This is a genomic window from Ruegeria sp. HKCCD9138, from assembly GCF_057220975.1.
The window spans coordinates 263,474-279,151 of sequence record NZ_JBWVAZ010000002.1; the positions used below are offsets into that span (position 1 = coordinate 263,474).

Here is a 15,678-nt window from a genome sequence, read left to right on the forward strand (position 1 = left end):
CTCAATTCTCGTCTCAGAGACCGCCCTGCCAATCGGATGTTTCTCGGAAACCATTGCACGTTGAAAATTCCATTTCTTGCCGGGCCCCTGTTCGAAGGCGGCAACCGCACCCGTCTAGGGGGTTTCGTAACGCAGCCCTTCGCATTGGTTGATGCAGCGCCAATCCCATCGCACTTCGTGACATCATACCGTTAATCTTCCAATTCCTCTTCCTGGGCGTCGTCCAGTTCTTCATCCGGTTCGTCATCTGAATCGTCATCCGGCCCGTCGTCAGGTTCATCTCCCGGTCCGTCATCCGGCTCGCTTACTGCTACTTCAACAACCTCGCCCGGTGGCGCTGGCGCAGGCGCAGGCGGCGCAGCTTGCACACGACGCACTTCAGGTCGTTCCGGTTCGATCCGAGGTACCACGACCGCAGCGGCCTCGCGTGCGCACCCCTCACCATTTGCCTGGAATGGCGGCAGCAATTCACTCTCGGACTGAACGAAGGGAAACCCGGACGCCAGAGCTTTGAGGTATTGATCCTGATCGACCGGGCGCCCAACTCCGCCACCGGAACTGGTGGCAAACATGCTGCACGAACGCCGGGCCGACCGGCACGCGCCGCTTTGACCACACATTCGAACCGTTCCTTCCAGAACCAGCATTGCACTTTGCCTGTCCGAAGCAATCCACGTATCAAATATCGTTCCGCGCACAGCCATCGTCGCCGTTGGCGTTCTGACGGTATAGGCGCGTTTTCTGCTATTGCCGGAAATGAACCGGAAGCTTCCGCCCAGGGCCTGTATCGCAAAGCTTTTGGCCTTGCGGTTCCCGCGCAGCATGGACACGTCCAGGATCATGCTCGCATTCGGCCCGACGGCTATCTTGGTTTCGTCCGCAAATATCAGTTGCACCACACCTGAACTGTTGGTGGTGATCGTATCCCCGGAGGCGATTTCCATACCTTGCCGTATGCGCGACGTTTTACCTGCGCGGGTCAGTTCGGCGCCCTGCTTGACGCTCAGGACCTTGCCGATTGTCGCTGTTGCCGTTTCAGGCAGGGCCAGTATGACCCAAAACACCAATAATACTCTTAACCAGGCCAATACAAAATCCCTTTCCCCCAAAGGATCCCAGAAGGGCGAAACACGCCCCGCGCCTGTAATATGTCACCCCAAAACCTAGAATACTGGTCATTTGAATTATTAAATGTGGACAAATATGCATTATAGAGTCCTCATTTTGCAAGAACTCTGTTCCTGGGCCGGCCGACCGGCATCCGTAGCGTGTCAGCGAAACTGAAACGGTTCATGGGCCAAAAACGTTTGAAACAGTCGATTGATCACCACTGCACGAGCTGCCCGATCCGAATTCCTGCATCGGAAATCAGAAAATTACAGCCATCCAAGAAAATCGCCTTGTAACTGGATCACAGGCAAGGATATACCCGCCAGCGGAGACGTGGCCGAGTGGTCGAAGGCGCTCCCCTGCTAAGGGAGTAAACCAGGAATGGTTTCGAGGGTTCGAATCCCTTCGTCTCCGCCACCCATTCTCGAAACCCCTTTATTTTATGGGCGGTTATGCTTCGACCGACCTTGAGTTTCTTGGTTATTTTGCGCATTATGTGGGGCAAAATGTGATCTGAAAATTTTGCCCAGGATGGTTTGAATGCCCAAATCAAAGGGACGTCATGGCGAGCGGCGACTCACTAAGCGAGCAATAGAACGCGCAGGACCCGGAAGACACACAGACGGAGGTGGCCTTTATCTTGTTGTAGACAAGTCTGGAGCAAAGCGCTGGATGGTCCGTCTCGTCATACAGAAGAAGCGGCGGGACCTTGGCCTTGGGTCAGTTTCACTCGTCGATGTAGAAGAGGCTCGTGCAAAAGCTCTTGAATATCGAAAACAAGCAAGAGCTGGTCTTGATCCGTTCGCAGAAGTTGAAAAGGCAGAACGTGCGGCAACGCCCTTCAAGGAGATCGCTCAAGAGGTCTATGAGAAGGTAGTTCTAAATTCGACCACCAATGGGAAGCATCAGTATCAGTGGATCAACACGTTGAAGACATACGCTTTTCCCGTGATTGGCGACAAGGCACTGGATGATATCACGACAGACGATATCCAGAAAATCCTTCTGCCGATTTGGCTTTCGAAGTCTGAGACCGCCCGCCGAGTTCAGCAGAGGATGGGTCGCGTTTTCAAGTATGCCATCTCTCATCGAATTGCGACTGACAATCCGGTTGAGCGAAGTAAAGAAGACCTTGCCCCGAAGAAGATGCAGAAACAGGTTCGGCACCATAAGGCTATTGATTGCGATAGCGTTCCTTCTTTTATGCGAACCCTTGAAAACTCCCAAGGGACCGGAGCCTTGGCTTTTCGTTTTTTGATCCTTACGGCAGCGCGTGTCGGCATGGTGCGCAAGGCCAGATGGAATGAAATAGACTTTGAAGGCGGCTGCTGGACAGTTCCTGAGGCACACATGAAATCTCGAAAAGAATTTCAAGTCCCCATCGGCTTCGCATCTCTGCAGGTATTGCACGAGGCACGTGAGTTTCAGAGGGGTGAAGATTCTCTGATTTTCCCTTCGCAGATGAATCCCGGAAAGATGCTTTCAGACGGAACTTTCCGTGCCATACTTGAGCGCAATAAGATTGATTGCGTTCCGCATGGGTTCAGGACTTCATTCCGACAATTCGCGGAAAGCGAAGGCATCCAACTCAAATACAAAGAAGCCGTTAAAGAAGCTGCGCTTGCTCATGTGACTCAAAATGAGGTTGCGGCAGCATACAACCGAACCGAATACTTTTACGAGCGCATAGACTTAATGGAGGATTGGGCAGACTTTATTGCGAGTCCAGACCGTCTATTTGACTTTGAAAAACACTACAGCTGATCGCCTCGACACGGGCGTGTCAGCTTAAGCAGTTCGAAGGCCAATACCCGTGGACTTACAGCAATCTTTCCTGACGACTGTCTTCTTTCGTGATCCCCTGTTCAAGCAAGTGTTTGTATAACAAGCTCGCACCAGAACTGCCGGGTAAGTATTGCTCGCTATTGAAGTCAGAATCCTTCAAGCTCATTCTTTCAAAAATTTTTGCGAATTCGGCTTTTTCAACTACCCTCGGACCTTCAACGACTTCTAAAACCGCGTCCCTCAGGAAACGTATTAGAGCATTGAACCCGGTAGTTCTTGCTAAGATCTGCCCTCTCTCGCTACTATCCCATGCTTCAGGCCACCGATCTCTAACAGCCTCAAAGAAGTTTGAAACAGTCAGCAAAACTGAAAGCGCATCTTCATTTCGGTAAAAATCTACAAAGACGCGATTTCGCCAAGTCTCACCGGGCTCTGACCGCGAAACCAACCCCCATAGACTCTTACTCCTTTCTTTCTCCTGATCTTTTGGCAAATGGCGCAGCAATCCATTCACGACAGTCGCTTGAGCCAAAGTTTCGCCATCGACTCCGGGTGTTCTCTTTCCAAGGCGTTTGATTTTGTCGTGGAACGGACCGTTTTCATCTCGGTTCAGCGCAACCACTACGTCATGGGCCATTTTGTAGGGGCTACTTTCTTTCGCGTAGTCTAATAGATCATACATCAGCGATTTGTTCACTTTAGTCTGCGCGAGGTTCACACGCGAAAAGATCTCGGCTTGATCTGCAATATCAGCCCCAACAAAGATGGAAACGTTAACTTCAAAAGGCCCCTTGGTGCGGTCTCTATCAGTCAGGCCTGCCAGCCTGTGCTGTCCATCAATAACAAACGCTGAAGCATCTACCGGAATGGACTCGTCTCCTTCTTCACCGGACCCTTCATAGCCAACAACCTTCAACTGGTAGAGACCATCACATCCAGCTATTTCCTCGATTTCCACGCACCGTTCATCAACAGCCAAAATGATCGAAGTCGGAAATGTAGCGTAGTCAAGATTCACGTAAGCCTTCAAAGATGATAGGCGGCTTGGCGAAAGATCTCGCTGGATTCCATCAATGCTACCGGGGTTCCCGTCCTCGAACTTGCGCACATCCACAGTCGCGATATCTAAAAGATCCCAACTATCAATTGCACCTATATAAAACTCACCAATAGGCTGATCGACTTTCAGAACATTCAGTGTTTTCATTTCGCGTCAGCCTTTTCTAAGGCGGCCTTTTGTCTATTCAATTTCTTCGCGCGTTCTTCGGGGTTCTCCCGACTCACCTCATCGGTAAGATTGAAGACGTGGACCCGGAATGAAACTATCGCCCAAAACACAAGCATGATGCCGTAGCTTACGAAACCCGCCCAGACCACCGGGGGATGTATGGCAATCGAAAAGCCGTCTGTCTCGGCCAGCACAAATCCACCTGCAATTGCAAATCCCACGGCGCCGATCCAGCAAATGAAGTTCAACGTGCCGTTTAATGCCCGTTTATTCAGCGCTGCTAACGACACCAGCGCTCCGGAAAGCCCCAGTATTGGAAGCACAAGCTCCCCACCTGTCCAAAACTCCAAAAACTCTGCTTGAAATGCATTAACACTCAACTCACCGGCCTGCGGCGTAAAATGTATCGAAAGTAGTAAGAACGGGCCAAACGTAAAGAAGACCGTTGAGAATACTTCAGCCACTGCCCGCCAAAGTGGATTGTAAGTGAGCTTCTTCATTAACTTTTGTCGCCAATTCTGCGCTTCATTCGAAGACATACAACGCCTCGGTTGTGGCTTTTCGGAATTGTGATTTGCCGGAAATAACGGATGCGCGCCCAACAGATCTGAAAGTTCCTGTTCCCGAATAGAGACTACGGATACTTTCGTGGTCAGCATTGGTGAGCACCGCTTTCGCGCCGCGCTTAACAGCCGCCTCTATTGCTGCCTTGAGTCTAATTTGATCTGCCCAGCTGAAAATATTCTGGTTGTATTTCACGAAGCCGTTCATGTTGTGAGCAGTCGTATAAGGTGGGTCTACGAACAGTAGATCACCCTCGCTCGCATCAGAGATTGTATCTTCGAAATCGTTGCAGTGGATCTCAGCCCTAAGCAGTGTTGCGCTAATTTCTTCGAAACTTTCCTCTTCGAAGATGACCTTCGTTTTCGTGCCGATTGGGACGTTGAATTTTCCCTTCAGGTTTTCACGATACAGGCCATTCCAGCAAGTCCGGTTTAGGTAAAGGAACTGGGCGGCTCTTGTGTGTTGCGTCTTTCTTTGCCGCGAACGCTCCTGATAGTAGAAGTCTTTGGAGTGCAATCTCTGTAGGCGATACAGCTCCTTTTCAACCTTTTTCCAGTCATCTCGAATGGCTTTGTATGTCTCGATCAGTCGGGGATTGATGTCCGACAAAATCGCAGATTTGGGCTGCAAATGGAAAAATACAGCGCCGCCACCCAAGAAGGGCTCAATGTATCTTCCTGAAAAACTTGGCAGTTCGAAGGTGGGATCAGAGACCAACCACCGCTTGCCACCTGCCCACTTGATAAACGGCTTCAACGAATCTTCTCCTAAAGGTTGCAGAATGATATTCTTGGTCTGCCCGGCGAACAACAACCTCCCACGAACAAATCGCAACTTGCGACCAAATTACATAGGTCAGTCAGTCTCGCAGAGCCCGCCATTTTTCGACTACGGAAAAATGGGTTAGCGGGTTAACCCTTTTTCAAAGGCGTTAATTTGTCCCTACCTCTGCGTTATGAAGATCAAGGATGAAAGAACCGGACTGGTGGGGGCTGTCAGACAGAAAGCTATCGGCTTTCCTGACCTCGCCAACATGGAGCGGCACGGCAAGCGAGAGGATGCAAATGGGAAACAACGGCGGGTCCGAGATATCGACCCTCTCGTGTATGGCTCCCTGAACCTCAAAGAGGCTCGAAGAGCGCATATGGAAGGGGTAAAGCAGTCTGGGCGCTCTGCTTGCGTTCATGCCCTTGTGCAGTTCCCTACGGGCTTGCTGGACGGTGCTAACGAAGATCAACAGCGGGCAATGCTGGTTCAGGCTGTCGATTTCTTGAATCGCTATCACGGCGGGGATGCTGTCTTTGCCGCTCGCCTCGACCGAGACGAGCGCGGGAGGCATACCGTCGATGCTTTCCTGTTGCCGCGATACGATTTCCGTTACCGGGACGGCAGGACGGTCAAGAAAGCGTCGGTCTCGAAGTTCAGTAAAGCTAACGCGAAAGAGCGGTTCGGGAAAGATGATCGGCGGTCTCAGGGATCAGCCCTTCAAGACGCTTTCTATGAGCATCTGCGCGATGAGATGGGACTTGAGGGTGTGTTGCCGCCAGAGCGAAAAAAAACGACGACGAGAGACCGGCTCGAACCCGAGGCGCATGGGCTGAAGAAAGATCGAGAGAAGCTGACGCAGAATGCCCGTGATCTGTTGCTTGCAGATCGCACGGCCCGGAACCGGAACAAAGAGCAAGCGGCAGCGAACACAGCAAAGGCCGAGCGACTTGCACAAGAGCGGGTCGAGGTCGCCTCAATTTTGGCGGACGCTAAAAAGCTCGCAGAGCGTCAGGGCGACGGAAAAGTGGCCTCCAAGCTCAAAGGGCTGCAAGAGCGCCTGAAACGCTCACAGGGCCGCTCTACGACCTTACGGGCGCCTCGGGTGGCACCTTCAGCAAAGAAGGCTTCACGGGCGGTCGATTCAGCATTTAGAACATTTGGAGGTCACGAGAAATGACGGGCAGGCAAATTGAGCCGGAAAAATACACTCCCGAGCTGCGCAGGGCGATTGAGTTGCTGATTGACAGCGATCACAAACCGACTTTGCGACAAGCTGGCACTGCGCTTTACAAAGAGCTTCGGAAGCTGATGCCGCACCATCACACGCGTGACATTGGGAGAGAGGCCGTCTTCGTGGCTCGTGAGCTGTGCCCTGTTGATGACCCGCTGTTAGCGCAATTGCGTGATTGCCATATCAAGCGAGAGATTGCCTCCGCGCATATGGAAGACATGAGCGCGGATCGCCGAAATGGTTTGAAGCGGTCTATCAGGAAGATGAACAAAGTGGAGTAGCGCCCTGGGCGAATAGCCCAAGGCGCGGGGCGCGTCATTGAGCTACGCGGTTATAGAGGTATTCCTTTTCAGCGACGGACAGGGGCAGCTCATACCCGCCTTGATCTGGATACAGCCGGTAGTTCAAGATCATCGCTACCAGCCCTTTGTTCTTGGTGTCGAGTGAGTTGAACAGGCTGAAATTAACTTGCCCAGCTCCGCAGTGCGCGGTCCAGACAAATTCTGCGAGCCGCTGGCTGACACCGCTGTCAGCTCGGATGATGTTCAACAGATGATCCAGTGCGGCACGAATTTCTTCTTGCGTCGGCATCAAAGCAACCTCCGAGCTTCAATCAACTCGTCAATGTAAGTGCGAAGCAGTCGTGTCTCTGCGCGTTCGTGCCGACTTGATGGATCTGTGATGAGCAGCATAACGCGCCATACTTCGGCAGATGTGTTGTGCCCATTTTCAGCGACAAAATCCCGCGCCATCTGAGCAGCCTTTTCCTTTTCGTCATTTGTCAGCTCGTCGCGGTATCCCAGCCCTTCGACACCCGGCGTCAGGGCCGTCATCAATTCGACCGTGTGAGGGTGGGCAGCGATATTCTCTACAAACTCTCGGGTGTAGAGATCAGGACCGACTTCGTGCGAGACCGGTTCTACAGGCTGATTCAGTTTGTCCAATACTTCTTTCATAGTGTTTCCTCTGTGTTCGGGGTCCGTAATCTGGGCGGGTCAAAACGAGTTTTCAAGAGCGGTTTGAATCCCCAAATTACATTGGCCAAAACCCTGATTTCCAAAGTGGATTTTTTATTTTCTGATCTGGAAAAACGCTATTTTCGCCCCCATTATCCGGCGGCCTCTTTGGCTCTGGCCTGTTCCGCCAGCTCAGCAATATCCAGCATCACATTCAGCGATTTTCGAACATAGCGAGTATTGCCACCAACGCCGGAATAGATGGTTCCCGTGTAGAACGGGGCGTGTTCTTTTCCTGCGTTGTAGCCCGCCCAGACTTCCTCTGGATTCAGCGCATAAACATAGACGCCGCCTTGAATCTGGAAGCGGTGAATGGCCTTCTCTGCTTCCAGAACCTCGCTGTGCCGCTGCACTGTCTTGATCGACACACCTAAGATTTTCGCGAGCAGTTTTTGCGTTGCTATAACTGCCCCTTCTTTGTTGATGTTCTCTGCGAGAACCGCATAAAGCCTCGCCGCACTCACCGTCTTGGGATCGCCTGCAAGTTCCCGGAATCTGCGAAAGCCACGCGGATACACTTGGACGAAACCTTTGTTTTCCCGTGCTTGCTTTTCCTTTTTTTCAGCCTTTTTTTCCTCAAAATCGGTGCGAGCTGCACTTTCATTCGGATTGCCTGTATTTGTTTTGTAAGACCGCATTTTTCGTTCCTCGTCATTGTGTCTGCCGGGGAGATGGGTCTCGGTGTCCAAAACCGGGACAAAAAAGTCCGATTACATCACAAAAACCTGATAAACTCACATAACTATTTGAAAGTAAATCGTTTTTTCGCGTGTCGTATCTGATCCGACATACAAGAGGCCGATCTGTTGTAGATAACCCATTGAAATTAAATGAAAGCATATTTGACCTTGTCTCGTCTTGCCGGGGGCAAGCCTCGACAGCTTCCACTTCAAAGCCCAGAAGCTCAATCTCTTTGAGTGCTTGTCATAATGTGGGATAAAGTGTGCATTCCTTAAATGTAAATCTCATTTTAATCAATTATTATCAATATCTTATCATATTTCCACGGAGGTCTTCGTCTCCGCCATTACCTGCTGAATCTATTACTAACTTTCGCCAACATTTACGGCCTACACGTTTATTGCTGACCGTAAATGAAGGCGGGCGTCCCTTTAGCGGAATTGTTGACTCGAAACTGCAACGATGAATGTTGATTTGTCTTGTTCAACCACACCCAAAAACGATTGCAGTTGATCGCTCCTTTGGAACGCCGGTCGAAGGCACCCATGGCCAAACCGTATCTCGTGACCGCTGGGAACGGTCAAATTGTGTCATCGAGATGGGTATTCGACCGATCAATCCAGCAATCCTCGCTCCTGCAGAACCTTCCTTGCTACCCGGAAACACTCGAGTGATTGGGGCACTCCGCAGTAGATACCGACCACGTGAATGATCGCGCGGATCTCTTCTTTTGACACACCGTTGTTCAATGCGCCGTTACAGTGAATCTCCCATTCATGCATCTTGCCCAGCGCACCGATCATGGCGAGGTTCATCATCGATCGCGTCTTGGGGTCGATTGTCTCATCCCCCCAGCCGAAACCCCAGCACCATGCCGTCATCGCCTCCTGAAAGGGACGGGTAAAGTCATCCGCCGCCGCCAGGTTTTTCTCGACATATTCTGCACCCAGCGTGGCTTTGCGCTGGCTGAGGCCGCGCTCGAAAAGGTCGTCGTTCATGTCTGTCTCCAGTTTTGTGGATGCTTTGCCGTTTTTTTGGGCGATGAGGCACCGTTAGTCCACGGCCTCACGCATCCATTGTTGCAAACGTGCGATGGAATGCTCGCTCATCACGCCACATGCGGGGTCAAGGACCAATGGCCCGGGCACGTAGCCCCTGGATTTCATACCGCGGTGAACGGATTCCACCAGCCTTACATCTTCCGCTACGGTCGTTTCGCGATCCTGGATGGCCAACCCGCGGATCACGTCACTTTCGTGGCCGCCTTCGGTGAACCAGCCACGCCAGACGGTGCAGTTGTCAACCGAATGGGCGCGCCAGTGGTAGGTGTTCAAAACGTTCCCGGGATAGCATTGGAACGAAAACATCGGCCACAGAAACCATGATTGGTAATCGCAGGCGTGTTCATTGCTGTCCGGGTCAATGTCATAGGTCATCTTGTCCAAGCTCTGACACTGCGTCGTGTGCCGCAGAACGTAACCATCAGCAGCCGGCTGAATGTCATACGTGTCCGGGTCAACTACGCCTTCGGCAAAAGTCGGGTGATTGGACGGGCAGTGATAGCATTCAGAGTAATTCTCGACCGAAACCTTCCAATTGCAGTTCTCCGGGACCTCAACCCATTCCAATGGTGCCAGATCCTTGATCTGCGGAACATACTCGGCCAGTTCCTGTCGAACGCCGGGAAACCATTCGTCCATCGGAGCGGCATCCTTGTCGAGATTGACGAACAGGAAACCCAGAAAGTCTTCGGTGCGCACCTCGGTCAGGCAGATCTTGCTGCGATCAAAGCCCGGGACACTCTTGATATTCGGTCCGGCGCGCAAGCCGCCGGTCAATTCATATGTCCATTGGTGGTATGGGCAAACTACAACGCGCGTATTGCCGGTCCCGCTAACCATCTCATGGGCGCGATGCTGGCAGACGTTGTAAAACGTGCGCACCACGTTGTCGCGCCCGCGGATGGCGAACAGGTTCTGGCCGGCAATCTCGAACGCGAAGTAATCCCCGACATTCGGAATGTCTGCCGCATGGCAAGCATATTGCCACGTGCGCGACAACAGACCGTTCATCTCGGCCTCAAAGATATCCGGGTCCGTATAATAACTGGCCTCGAGGGTATGCGTGAGCGGCGCATTCATAGGCTATTCTCCTGACCTCTGTCCCGGCGAACGCCAATACGAAAATGGCGCCGCCGATCTCCCTTTGATTTTGTTGTACCATTTTTATTTGACTTTGGTACATTTGTTTCAATAGTTAATCCACAGAAATCTGCAACTCTGGCACAGGAAAATCGGCCATGGCCCAGAACGAGCTGCCCGCACGGGCAAAAGTTGTGATTGTCGGCGGTGGGGTCATGGGATGTGGCCTGGCCTATCATCTTGGCCATGAAGGCTGGGGGTCCGAGACGATTCTGCTTGAAAAGGCCGAGTTGACCAGCGGATCGACCTGGCACGCGGCCGGTCAGATCACCCATTCCACCAGCTCGTACGGGTTGGGCAAGATGGTTGATTACAATATCGGTCTATACTCCGGAAAGCTGGAAGAAGAGACCGGCCAAGCTGTTACATGGCATGGCTGCGGCTCGTTCCGGCTGGCCTATACCGAAGATGAGATGGACTGGTTGCGGCACACGCTTTCGGTCGGGCGGTCGCTTGGATTCAACATTGAACTTGTCGACCCTGCGTTCATCGCTCAGAAGCATCCGTTCTATAATCTCGATGGTGTTCTTGGCGCGCTCTACACACCCGATGACGGGCATGTGGACCCGTCCAACGTGACCATGGCTCTGGCTGCGGGTGCGCGGCAGAAAGGCGTCAGGATCTTCCGTCATTGCCGGGCGACGAACATCACCCAGAATGCCGCTGGCGAATGGGTGGTCGAGACCGAAAAGGGCGCGATCGTCTGTGAACACGTCGTCAACGCAGGCGGCACATATGCGCGGCAGATGGGCGAGTGGTCCGGGCTGCAATTGCCTATGACCTCGATGACTCACCACTATTTCGTCACCGAGGATGTGCCGGAATTCCAGGATTTGGATACCGAATTGCCGGTGATCCGCGATGACAAGCTGGTCTCGGGCTATATCCGGATGGAGCAGAAAAAGGGCCTGATCGGGATTTACGAGAAAGAGAACGTGAATTCGGTCTGGCATGACGAATGCCCCTGGGAATACGAGAACTGGTTGTTCGATGCCGACTACGACCGGGTCATGCCGTGGTTGGAAAACGCGCTGGACCGGATGCCGATCTTTGCCGATCTGGGCATCACGCGTGAAGTGCATGGGGCAATCTCGCATCCGCCGGATGGCAACCCGATGGTCGGGCCTGCACCGGGCGTGCGGAATTACTGGTGTTGTTGCGGGACTCAGATCGGTATCGGATGGGGGCCGGGACTGACGCGTGAACTGGCGAAATGGATGGTGCATGGCGCCGCGGATATCTCGATGCGCGACTACGATCCGCGCCGCTTTGGCAGCTATGCCACTAAGGACTGGCAGGTGATCAAGGCGCATGAGGATTACAAACTGCGCCACGAGATTCCGTTTCCGCATTTCAACCGTTTGGAAGGCCGGCCGATCAAACCGTCGCCCTTGTACGAAATCCTGAAAGATCAGGGCGCGGTTTACGAAGAGGTCTACGGCTTCGAACGCCCCCGCTGGTTTGCCCGCGACGGTGTCGAGCAACGCGACCACTACAGCTTCCGCCGCAATGCGGTGCACGACATGGTCGGGGCCGAGGTTCACGCGGTGCGCAATGGCGTTGGTATCATGGACGTTACCGCCTTTACCAAGGTCGAGGTCAGCGGCCCCGATGCCTATGCCCTGCTGGACCGTCTGACCGCCAACAAGATGCCGCAAAAAACGGGTTCGATCACTCTGACCCATATGCTGAACCGGCGCGGTCGGATTGAGGTTGAAACCACGCTGGTCCGGATGGCCGATGACCGGTTCTATCTGGTTTGTGCGGCCTTCTTCGAGCAGCGTTTGCTGGATCACCTGAATCACAACCGGACTGTGGAAGACGTAACGATCACCGCCCTTTCATCCCAATGGGCTGCGCTTTCACTGAACGGGCCAAAATCCCGCGATGTGTTGATGCAATGCACCGACACGGATCTGTCCAACGCTGGCTTCCGTTGGCTGTCAGCACAGGAGATCACCATCGCCGGTCACAAAGTCTGGGCGTTCCGCATGTCTTATGCCGGGGAGCTTGGTTGGGAATTCCACATGCCGTTCGAGGCCTGTGTCGATGTCTATAAGGCGTTGTGGGCAGCGGGTGAACCGCATGGGATTGCCAACTACGGCTCTTTCGCCATGAACGCGATGCGGATGGAGAAAGCTTTCCCCGGCGCAGGGGAACTGACCAACGAAGTCACCCTGCCTGAAGCCAATCAGAGCCGATTCCTGAAGCTCGACAAAGAGTTCCTGGGGGCCGAGGCCACGCGACGCAGCGCCAAGCAGGCCGCAAAAGGCGAGATGACGTGGATTTGCGCTTATCTGGAAATCGAACCCGACGGGATCGAGGACGGCCATGGCGGAGAAGCCGTGATCGCGGATGGCGAAGTTGTCGGAGCAACAGCCTCGGTCGCCTATGGGCACACGGTCGGCAAAATCCTGGCCTTTGCCTATGTCAAACAGCACGCTGTCGATCCCGGAAAAGAGGTCGAGGTAATCATCGCCGGAAAGCCACGCAAAGGCCGGTTCCTCGGGCAGGCCGCCTATGATCCCGCGTCGACCCTGCCCCGCACCGATCTGGAACAGGTGGCGGCGGAATAACATGAAGATCACCCGCATCACCGCCTGGCACGTTGCGCTGAAAAGCCACGAGACCTACTACATGGCCGAGGGCAAAACCTGCGACGTCACGACCTCGGTCGTGGTGCGGTTGGATACGGATACAGGCCATTCAGGTTGGGGAGAGGTCTGCCCCATTCCGCACTACCTTCCGGCCTATGCCAAGGGCGTCGTCCCCGCGCTGGAGGAATTGGTGCCTGTTCTGATCGGAGCCGATCCGGTCGGCCCGGACGCGGTGATGGAGCGGCTGAACAAGTATCTGCCCGGTCACGACTATGCGAAATCTGCAATCGATACCGCCCTGTGGGACTTGACCGCGCAGGCTGCGGGATTGCCGCTCTATGCTCTGCTTGGGGGGCGGGCCGTGGCGGACATGCCGCTCTATCACTCGATCACCTGCGTCGCGCCGGATGAGATGGCTCGTATCGCGCGTGAGGCATTCGATCAGGGCATGCGCCAGTTTCAGGTGAAACTGGGCGCTGACAGGAACTGGCAGGCAGATGTCGCGCGCCTGACTCTCGTGCGTGAAGCAGTTGGCGAAGGCCCGCTGGTCTACGGAGACTGGAATTGCGGCTCGGACAGTTTGACCGCCACCCGCGTCGGTCGCGCGGTTGCTCATCTGGACATCATGCTGGAACAACCCTGTGCCACGATCGAGGAATGCGCCCACGTGCGTGCGGCCACTGGCCTGCCGATGAAGCTGGATGAAAGCGCGCGTGACGTGCACTCGGTTCTGGCCGGGCATCAGGCGGGGTGTATGGATGCGGTGGCCGTGAAACTGTCGAAGATGGGGGGCGTGTCGGCTTCGCGCCGCGTGCGCGATCTGTGCCTCAGCCTTGGCACCCAGATGTGTATCGAAGACACCTGGGGAAGCGACATCACCACCGCCGCACTTCTGCATCTTGCGGCCTCGACCCCGGCGCGGGGGATCATGAACACCTGCGACCTGAGTCACTATGTCGGCCCCCGACTGGACCCGGCCGGACCCGGTCGCAAGGACGGGCGCATCGCCCTGCCGGAGGGGTCCGGGCTGGGGGTTTCTCCGGACCCGGATGCGCTTGGAACCCCAGCCGCACTCTTTGACTGACCATTCGCAACGGAGGTCGCCATGGACGATCTGAGAAACGCCTACCCAATTCACGATCCCGAATGGGTGCGGGACATGCACGCGGATCATTACCTGCAAAGCTGGTCGAAGCAGGGCGCGCGCCCACGGGTCATCACCGGCGGGCAAGGCAGCTGGTTCTGGGACAGCGACGGCAAACGCTATCTGGATTTCCAAAGCCAGCTGGTGAACGCCAATATGGGACACCAGCACCCGAAGATCGTGCAGGCGATCAAGGATCAGGCGGATCGGCTCTGCTATATCGGCCCTGCCATGGGCTGTGACGTGCGCAGCGAACTGGCGGCGATCATGACCGAGATCACGCCGCCCAACATCACCTCAACCTTCTTCACCACCGGCGGCGCGGCGGCCAACGAAACCGCAATCCGCATCGCGCGCCACAAAACCGGGCGAACCAAGATTATCGCGCGTTACCGATCTTACCACGGGGCTACCGGGGGAACCTTGTCCCTGACCGGGGACCCGCGCCATCACCTGACCCGCGCCGATATGCCCGGTGTCGTTCGGATGCTGGACCCCTATACCTACCGCTTGCCGACGGGTCACACCGACCCCGCCAATTGCCCCGTCGCCCAAGGTGGACCGCATCTGGAAGAAATCCTGATGTACGAAAACCCCAACACCGTCGCCGCGGTCATACTCGAAACAGTGGTTGGTACGAACGGGATCATCGTACCGCCGGACGGATACCTGCAATCGATCCGGGAGACGTGCACCAAATACGGCATCCTGCTGATTGCCGATGAGGTCATGGCAGGCTTTGGCCGCACCGGGAAATGGTTCGCCGTCGACCATTGGGGGGTCGAACCTGACATCATCACCAGCGCCAAGGGCATCAATTCGGGCTACGTGCCGCTGGGAACCATGTCCGTGTCGCGTGACCTGCACGACTGGATGCGCGATACCCCCCTGCCCGGCGGATTGACCTATGCGGGTCACCCACTTGCCTGTGCTTCCGGCGTGGCCGCGATCCGAGCAATGCAGGAGGAGGACATTCTGAACCACGCGACCGGGATGGGTCGGAGAATGCGCGCGGAACTGAGGCGTCTGGCCGAGAAGCATCCCTCGATCGGCGACGTTCGCGGTCTGGGCATGTTCAACGGTATCGAACTGGTCAGGAACCGCGATACCAAAGAACCTCTGGTTCCATTTGCTGCCAAAGGTGATGCTGCGAAGCCCATGGCCGAGATGATGGCGTTCGCCATGGATCACGGGCTTTACCTGTCCTTCTTCTCGAACGTCATTCGCCTGACGCCACCCCTGAACATCTCGGAAGAAGACATGATGACCGGACTGGAGATTTTGGACCGAACCCTTGAAATCGCGGATCGCGAATGTGTTTGATGCCGCAAAGCCGGGCCGGGCGATGACTTT

15 protein-coding genes and 1 tRNA gene are annotated in these 15,678 nt (G+C 54.6%); 7 read left to right on the top strand and 9 right to left on the bottom strand.

The genetic code is table 11. From position 1 onward, the window contains the following. Window positions 1-191: 191 nt before the first annotated feature. Complete coding sequence (locus AC2TEL_RS04555; RefSeq protein ID WP_480902179.1) at window positions 192-1,064, bottom strand: FecR family protein; 873 nt, start codon at window positions 1,062-1,064, stop codon at window positions 192-194. 373 nt (window positions 1,065-1,437) lie between these two features. Between AC2TEL_RS04555 and AC2TEL_RS04560 the strand changes: the two genes are divergently transcribed. Together AC2TEL_RS04560 and AC2TEL_RS04565 are read left to right on the top strand one after the other, a co-directional pair. After that, window positions 1,438-1,527: transfer RNA gene (locus AC2TEL_RS04560), tRNA-Ser, on the top strand. A 123-nt stretch (window positions 1,528-1,650) separates the two neighbouring features. After that, entirely contained in the window at window positions 1,651-2,874 is a 1,224-nt protein-coding gene (locus AC2TEL_RS04565) for a tyrosine-type recombinase/integrase (RefSeq protein ID WP_480902181.1), read from the top strand. A gap of 55 nt (window positions 2,875-2,929) precedes the next feature. Here AC2TEL_RS04565 and AC2TEL_RS04570 read toward each other — a convergent pair whose 3' ends face one another. Genes AC2TEL_RS04570 through AC2TEL_RS04580 form a run of 3 tightly spaced genes read right to left on the bottom strand, consistent with a single transcriptional unit; the run spans window position 2,930 to window position 5,443 of the window. Then, complete coding sequence (locus tag AC2TEL_RS04570; RefSeq protein ID WP_480902183.1) at window positions 2,930-4,102, bottom strand: DGQHR domain-containing protein; 1,173 nt, start codon at window positions 4,100-4,102, stop codon at window positions 2,930-2,932. Next, entirely contained in the window at window positions 4,099-4,623 is a 525-nt protein-coding gene (locus AC2TEL_RS04575; protein WP_480902185.1) for a hypothetical protein, read from the bottom strand. Before AC2TEL_RS04575 ends, AC2TEL_RS04570 begins: the two co-directional genes overlap by 4 nt. 25 nt (window positions 4,624-4,648) lie before the next feature. Then, window positions 4,649-5,443 (bottom strand): DNA adenine methylase, encoded by a 795-nt coding sequence (locus AC2TEL_RS04580; RefSeq protein WP_480902186.1) that lies wholly within the window; start codon window positions 5,441-5,443, stop codon window positions 4,649-4,651. Window positions 5,444-5,642: 199 nt separating this feature from the next. Here AC2TEL_RS04580 and AC2TEL_RS04585 point away from each other — a divergent pair, with 199 nt between their 5' ends. Further along, window positions 5,643-6,632 (top strand): plasmid recombination protein, encoded by a 990-nt coding sequence (locus tag AC2TEL_RS04585; RefSeq protein ID WP_480902189.1) that lies wholly within the window; start codon window positions 5,643-5,645, stop codon window positions 6,630-6,632. Next, complete coding sequence (locus AC2TEL_RS04590) at window positions 6,629-6,967, top strand: hypothetical protein (RefSeq protein ID WP_480902191.1); 339 nt, start codon at window positions 6,629-6,631, stop codon at window positions 6,965-6,967. The genes AC2TEL_RS04585 and AC2TEL_RS04590 overlap by 4 nt, the downstream gene beginning before the upstream one ends. Window positions 6,968-7,001: 34 nt before the next feature. Here AC2TEL_RS04590 and AC2TEL_RS04595 read toward each other — a convergent pair whose 3' ends face one another. The 5 genes from AC2TEL_RS04595 to AC2TEL_RS04615 form a co-directional block, all read right to left on the bottom strand. Beyond that, window positions 7,002-7,277, bottom strand: a complete 276-nt coding sequence (locus AC2TEL_RS04595; RefSeq protein ID WP_480902193.1) for a hypothetical protein — start codon at window positions 7,275-7,277, stop codon at window positions 7,002-7,004. After that, window positions 7,277-7,642 carry a hypothetical protein gene (locus AC2TEL_RS04600; protein WP_480902196.1) on the bottom strand — a complete coding sequence of 122 codons (366 nt, stop codon included), beginning with the start codon at window positions 7,640-7,642 and terminating at the stop codon, window positions 7,277-7,279. The genes AC2TEL_RS04595 and AC2TEL_RS04600 overlap by 1 nt, the downstream gene beginning before the upstream one ends. A gap of 152 nt (window positions 7,643-7,794) precedes the next feature. Next, window positions 7,795-8,340, bottom strand: coding sequence for a replication/maintenance protein RepL (locus AC2TEL_RS04605; protein WP_480902199.1), 546 nt, complete (start codon window positions 8,338-8,340; stop codon window positions 7,795-7,797). Window positions 8,341-8,997: 657 nt separating this feature from the next. Further along, entirely contained in the window at window positions 8,998-9,381 is a 384-nt protein-coding gene (locus AC2TEL_RS04610) for a carboxymuconolactone decarboxylase family protein (RefSeq protein WP_480838452.1), read from the bottom strand. 54 nt (window positions 9,382-9,435) lie between these two features. Beyond that, on the bottom strand, window positions 9,436-10,524 hold the full coding sequence (locus AC2TEL_RS04615; protein ID WP_480838454.1) for an aromatic ring-hydroxylating oxygenase subunit alpha: 1,089 nt from the start codon (window positions 10,522-10,524) through the stop codon (window positions 9,436-9,438). Between the two features lie 158 nt (window positions 10,525-10,682). Here AC2TEL_RS04615 and AC2TEL_RS04620 point away from each other — a divergent pair, with 158 nt between their 5' ends. Genes AC2TEL_RS04620 through AC2TEL_RS04630 form a run of 3 tightly spaced genes read left to right on the top strand, consistent with a single transcriptional unit; the run spans window position 10,683 to window position 15,648 of the window. Further along, window positions 10,683-13,160 (top strand): FAD-dependent oxidoreductase, encoded by a 2,478-nt coding sequence (locus AC2TEL_RS04620; RefSeq protein ID WP_480902203.1) that lies wholly within the window; start codon window positions 10,683-10,685, stop codon window positions 13,158-13,160. Window position 13,161: 1 nt separating this feature from the next. Next, window positions 13,162-14,265 (top strand): mandelate racemase/muconate lactonizing enzyme family protein, encoded by a 1,104-nt coding sequence (locus AC2TEL_RS04625; RefSeq protein ID WP_480902206.1) that lies wholly within the window; start codon window positions 13,162-13,164, stop codon window positions 14,263-14,265. Between the two features lie 21 nt (window positions 14,266-14,286). After that, window positions 14,287-15,648 (top strand): aminotransferase class III-fold pyridoxal phosphate-dependent enzyme, encoded by a 1,362-nt coding sequence (locus tag AC2TEL_RS04630; protein WP_480902209.1) that lies wholly within the window; start codon window positions 14,287-14,289, stop codon window positions 15,646-15,648. The last annotated feature ends 30 nt before the right edge of the window (window positions 15,649-15,678 follow it).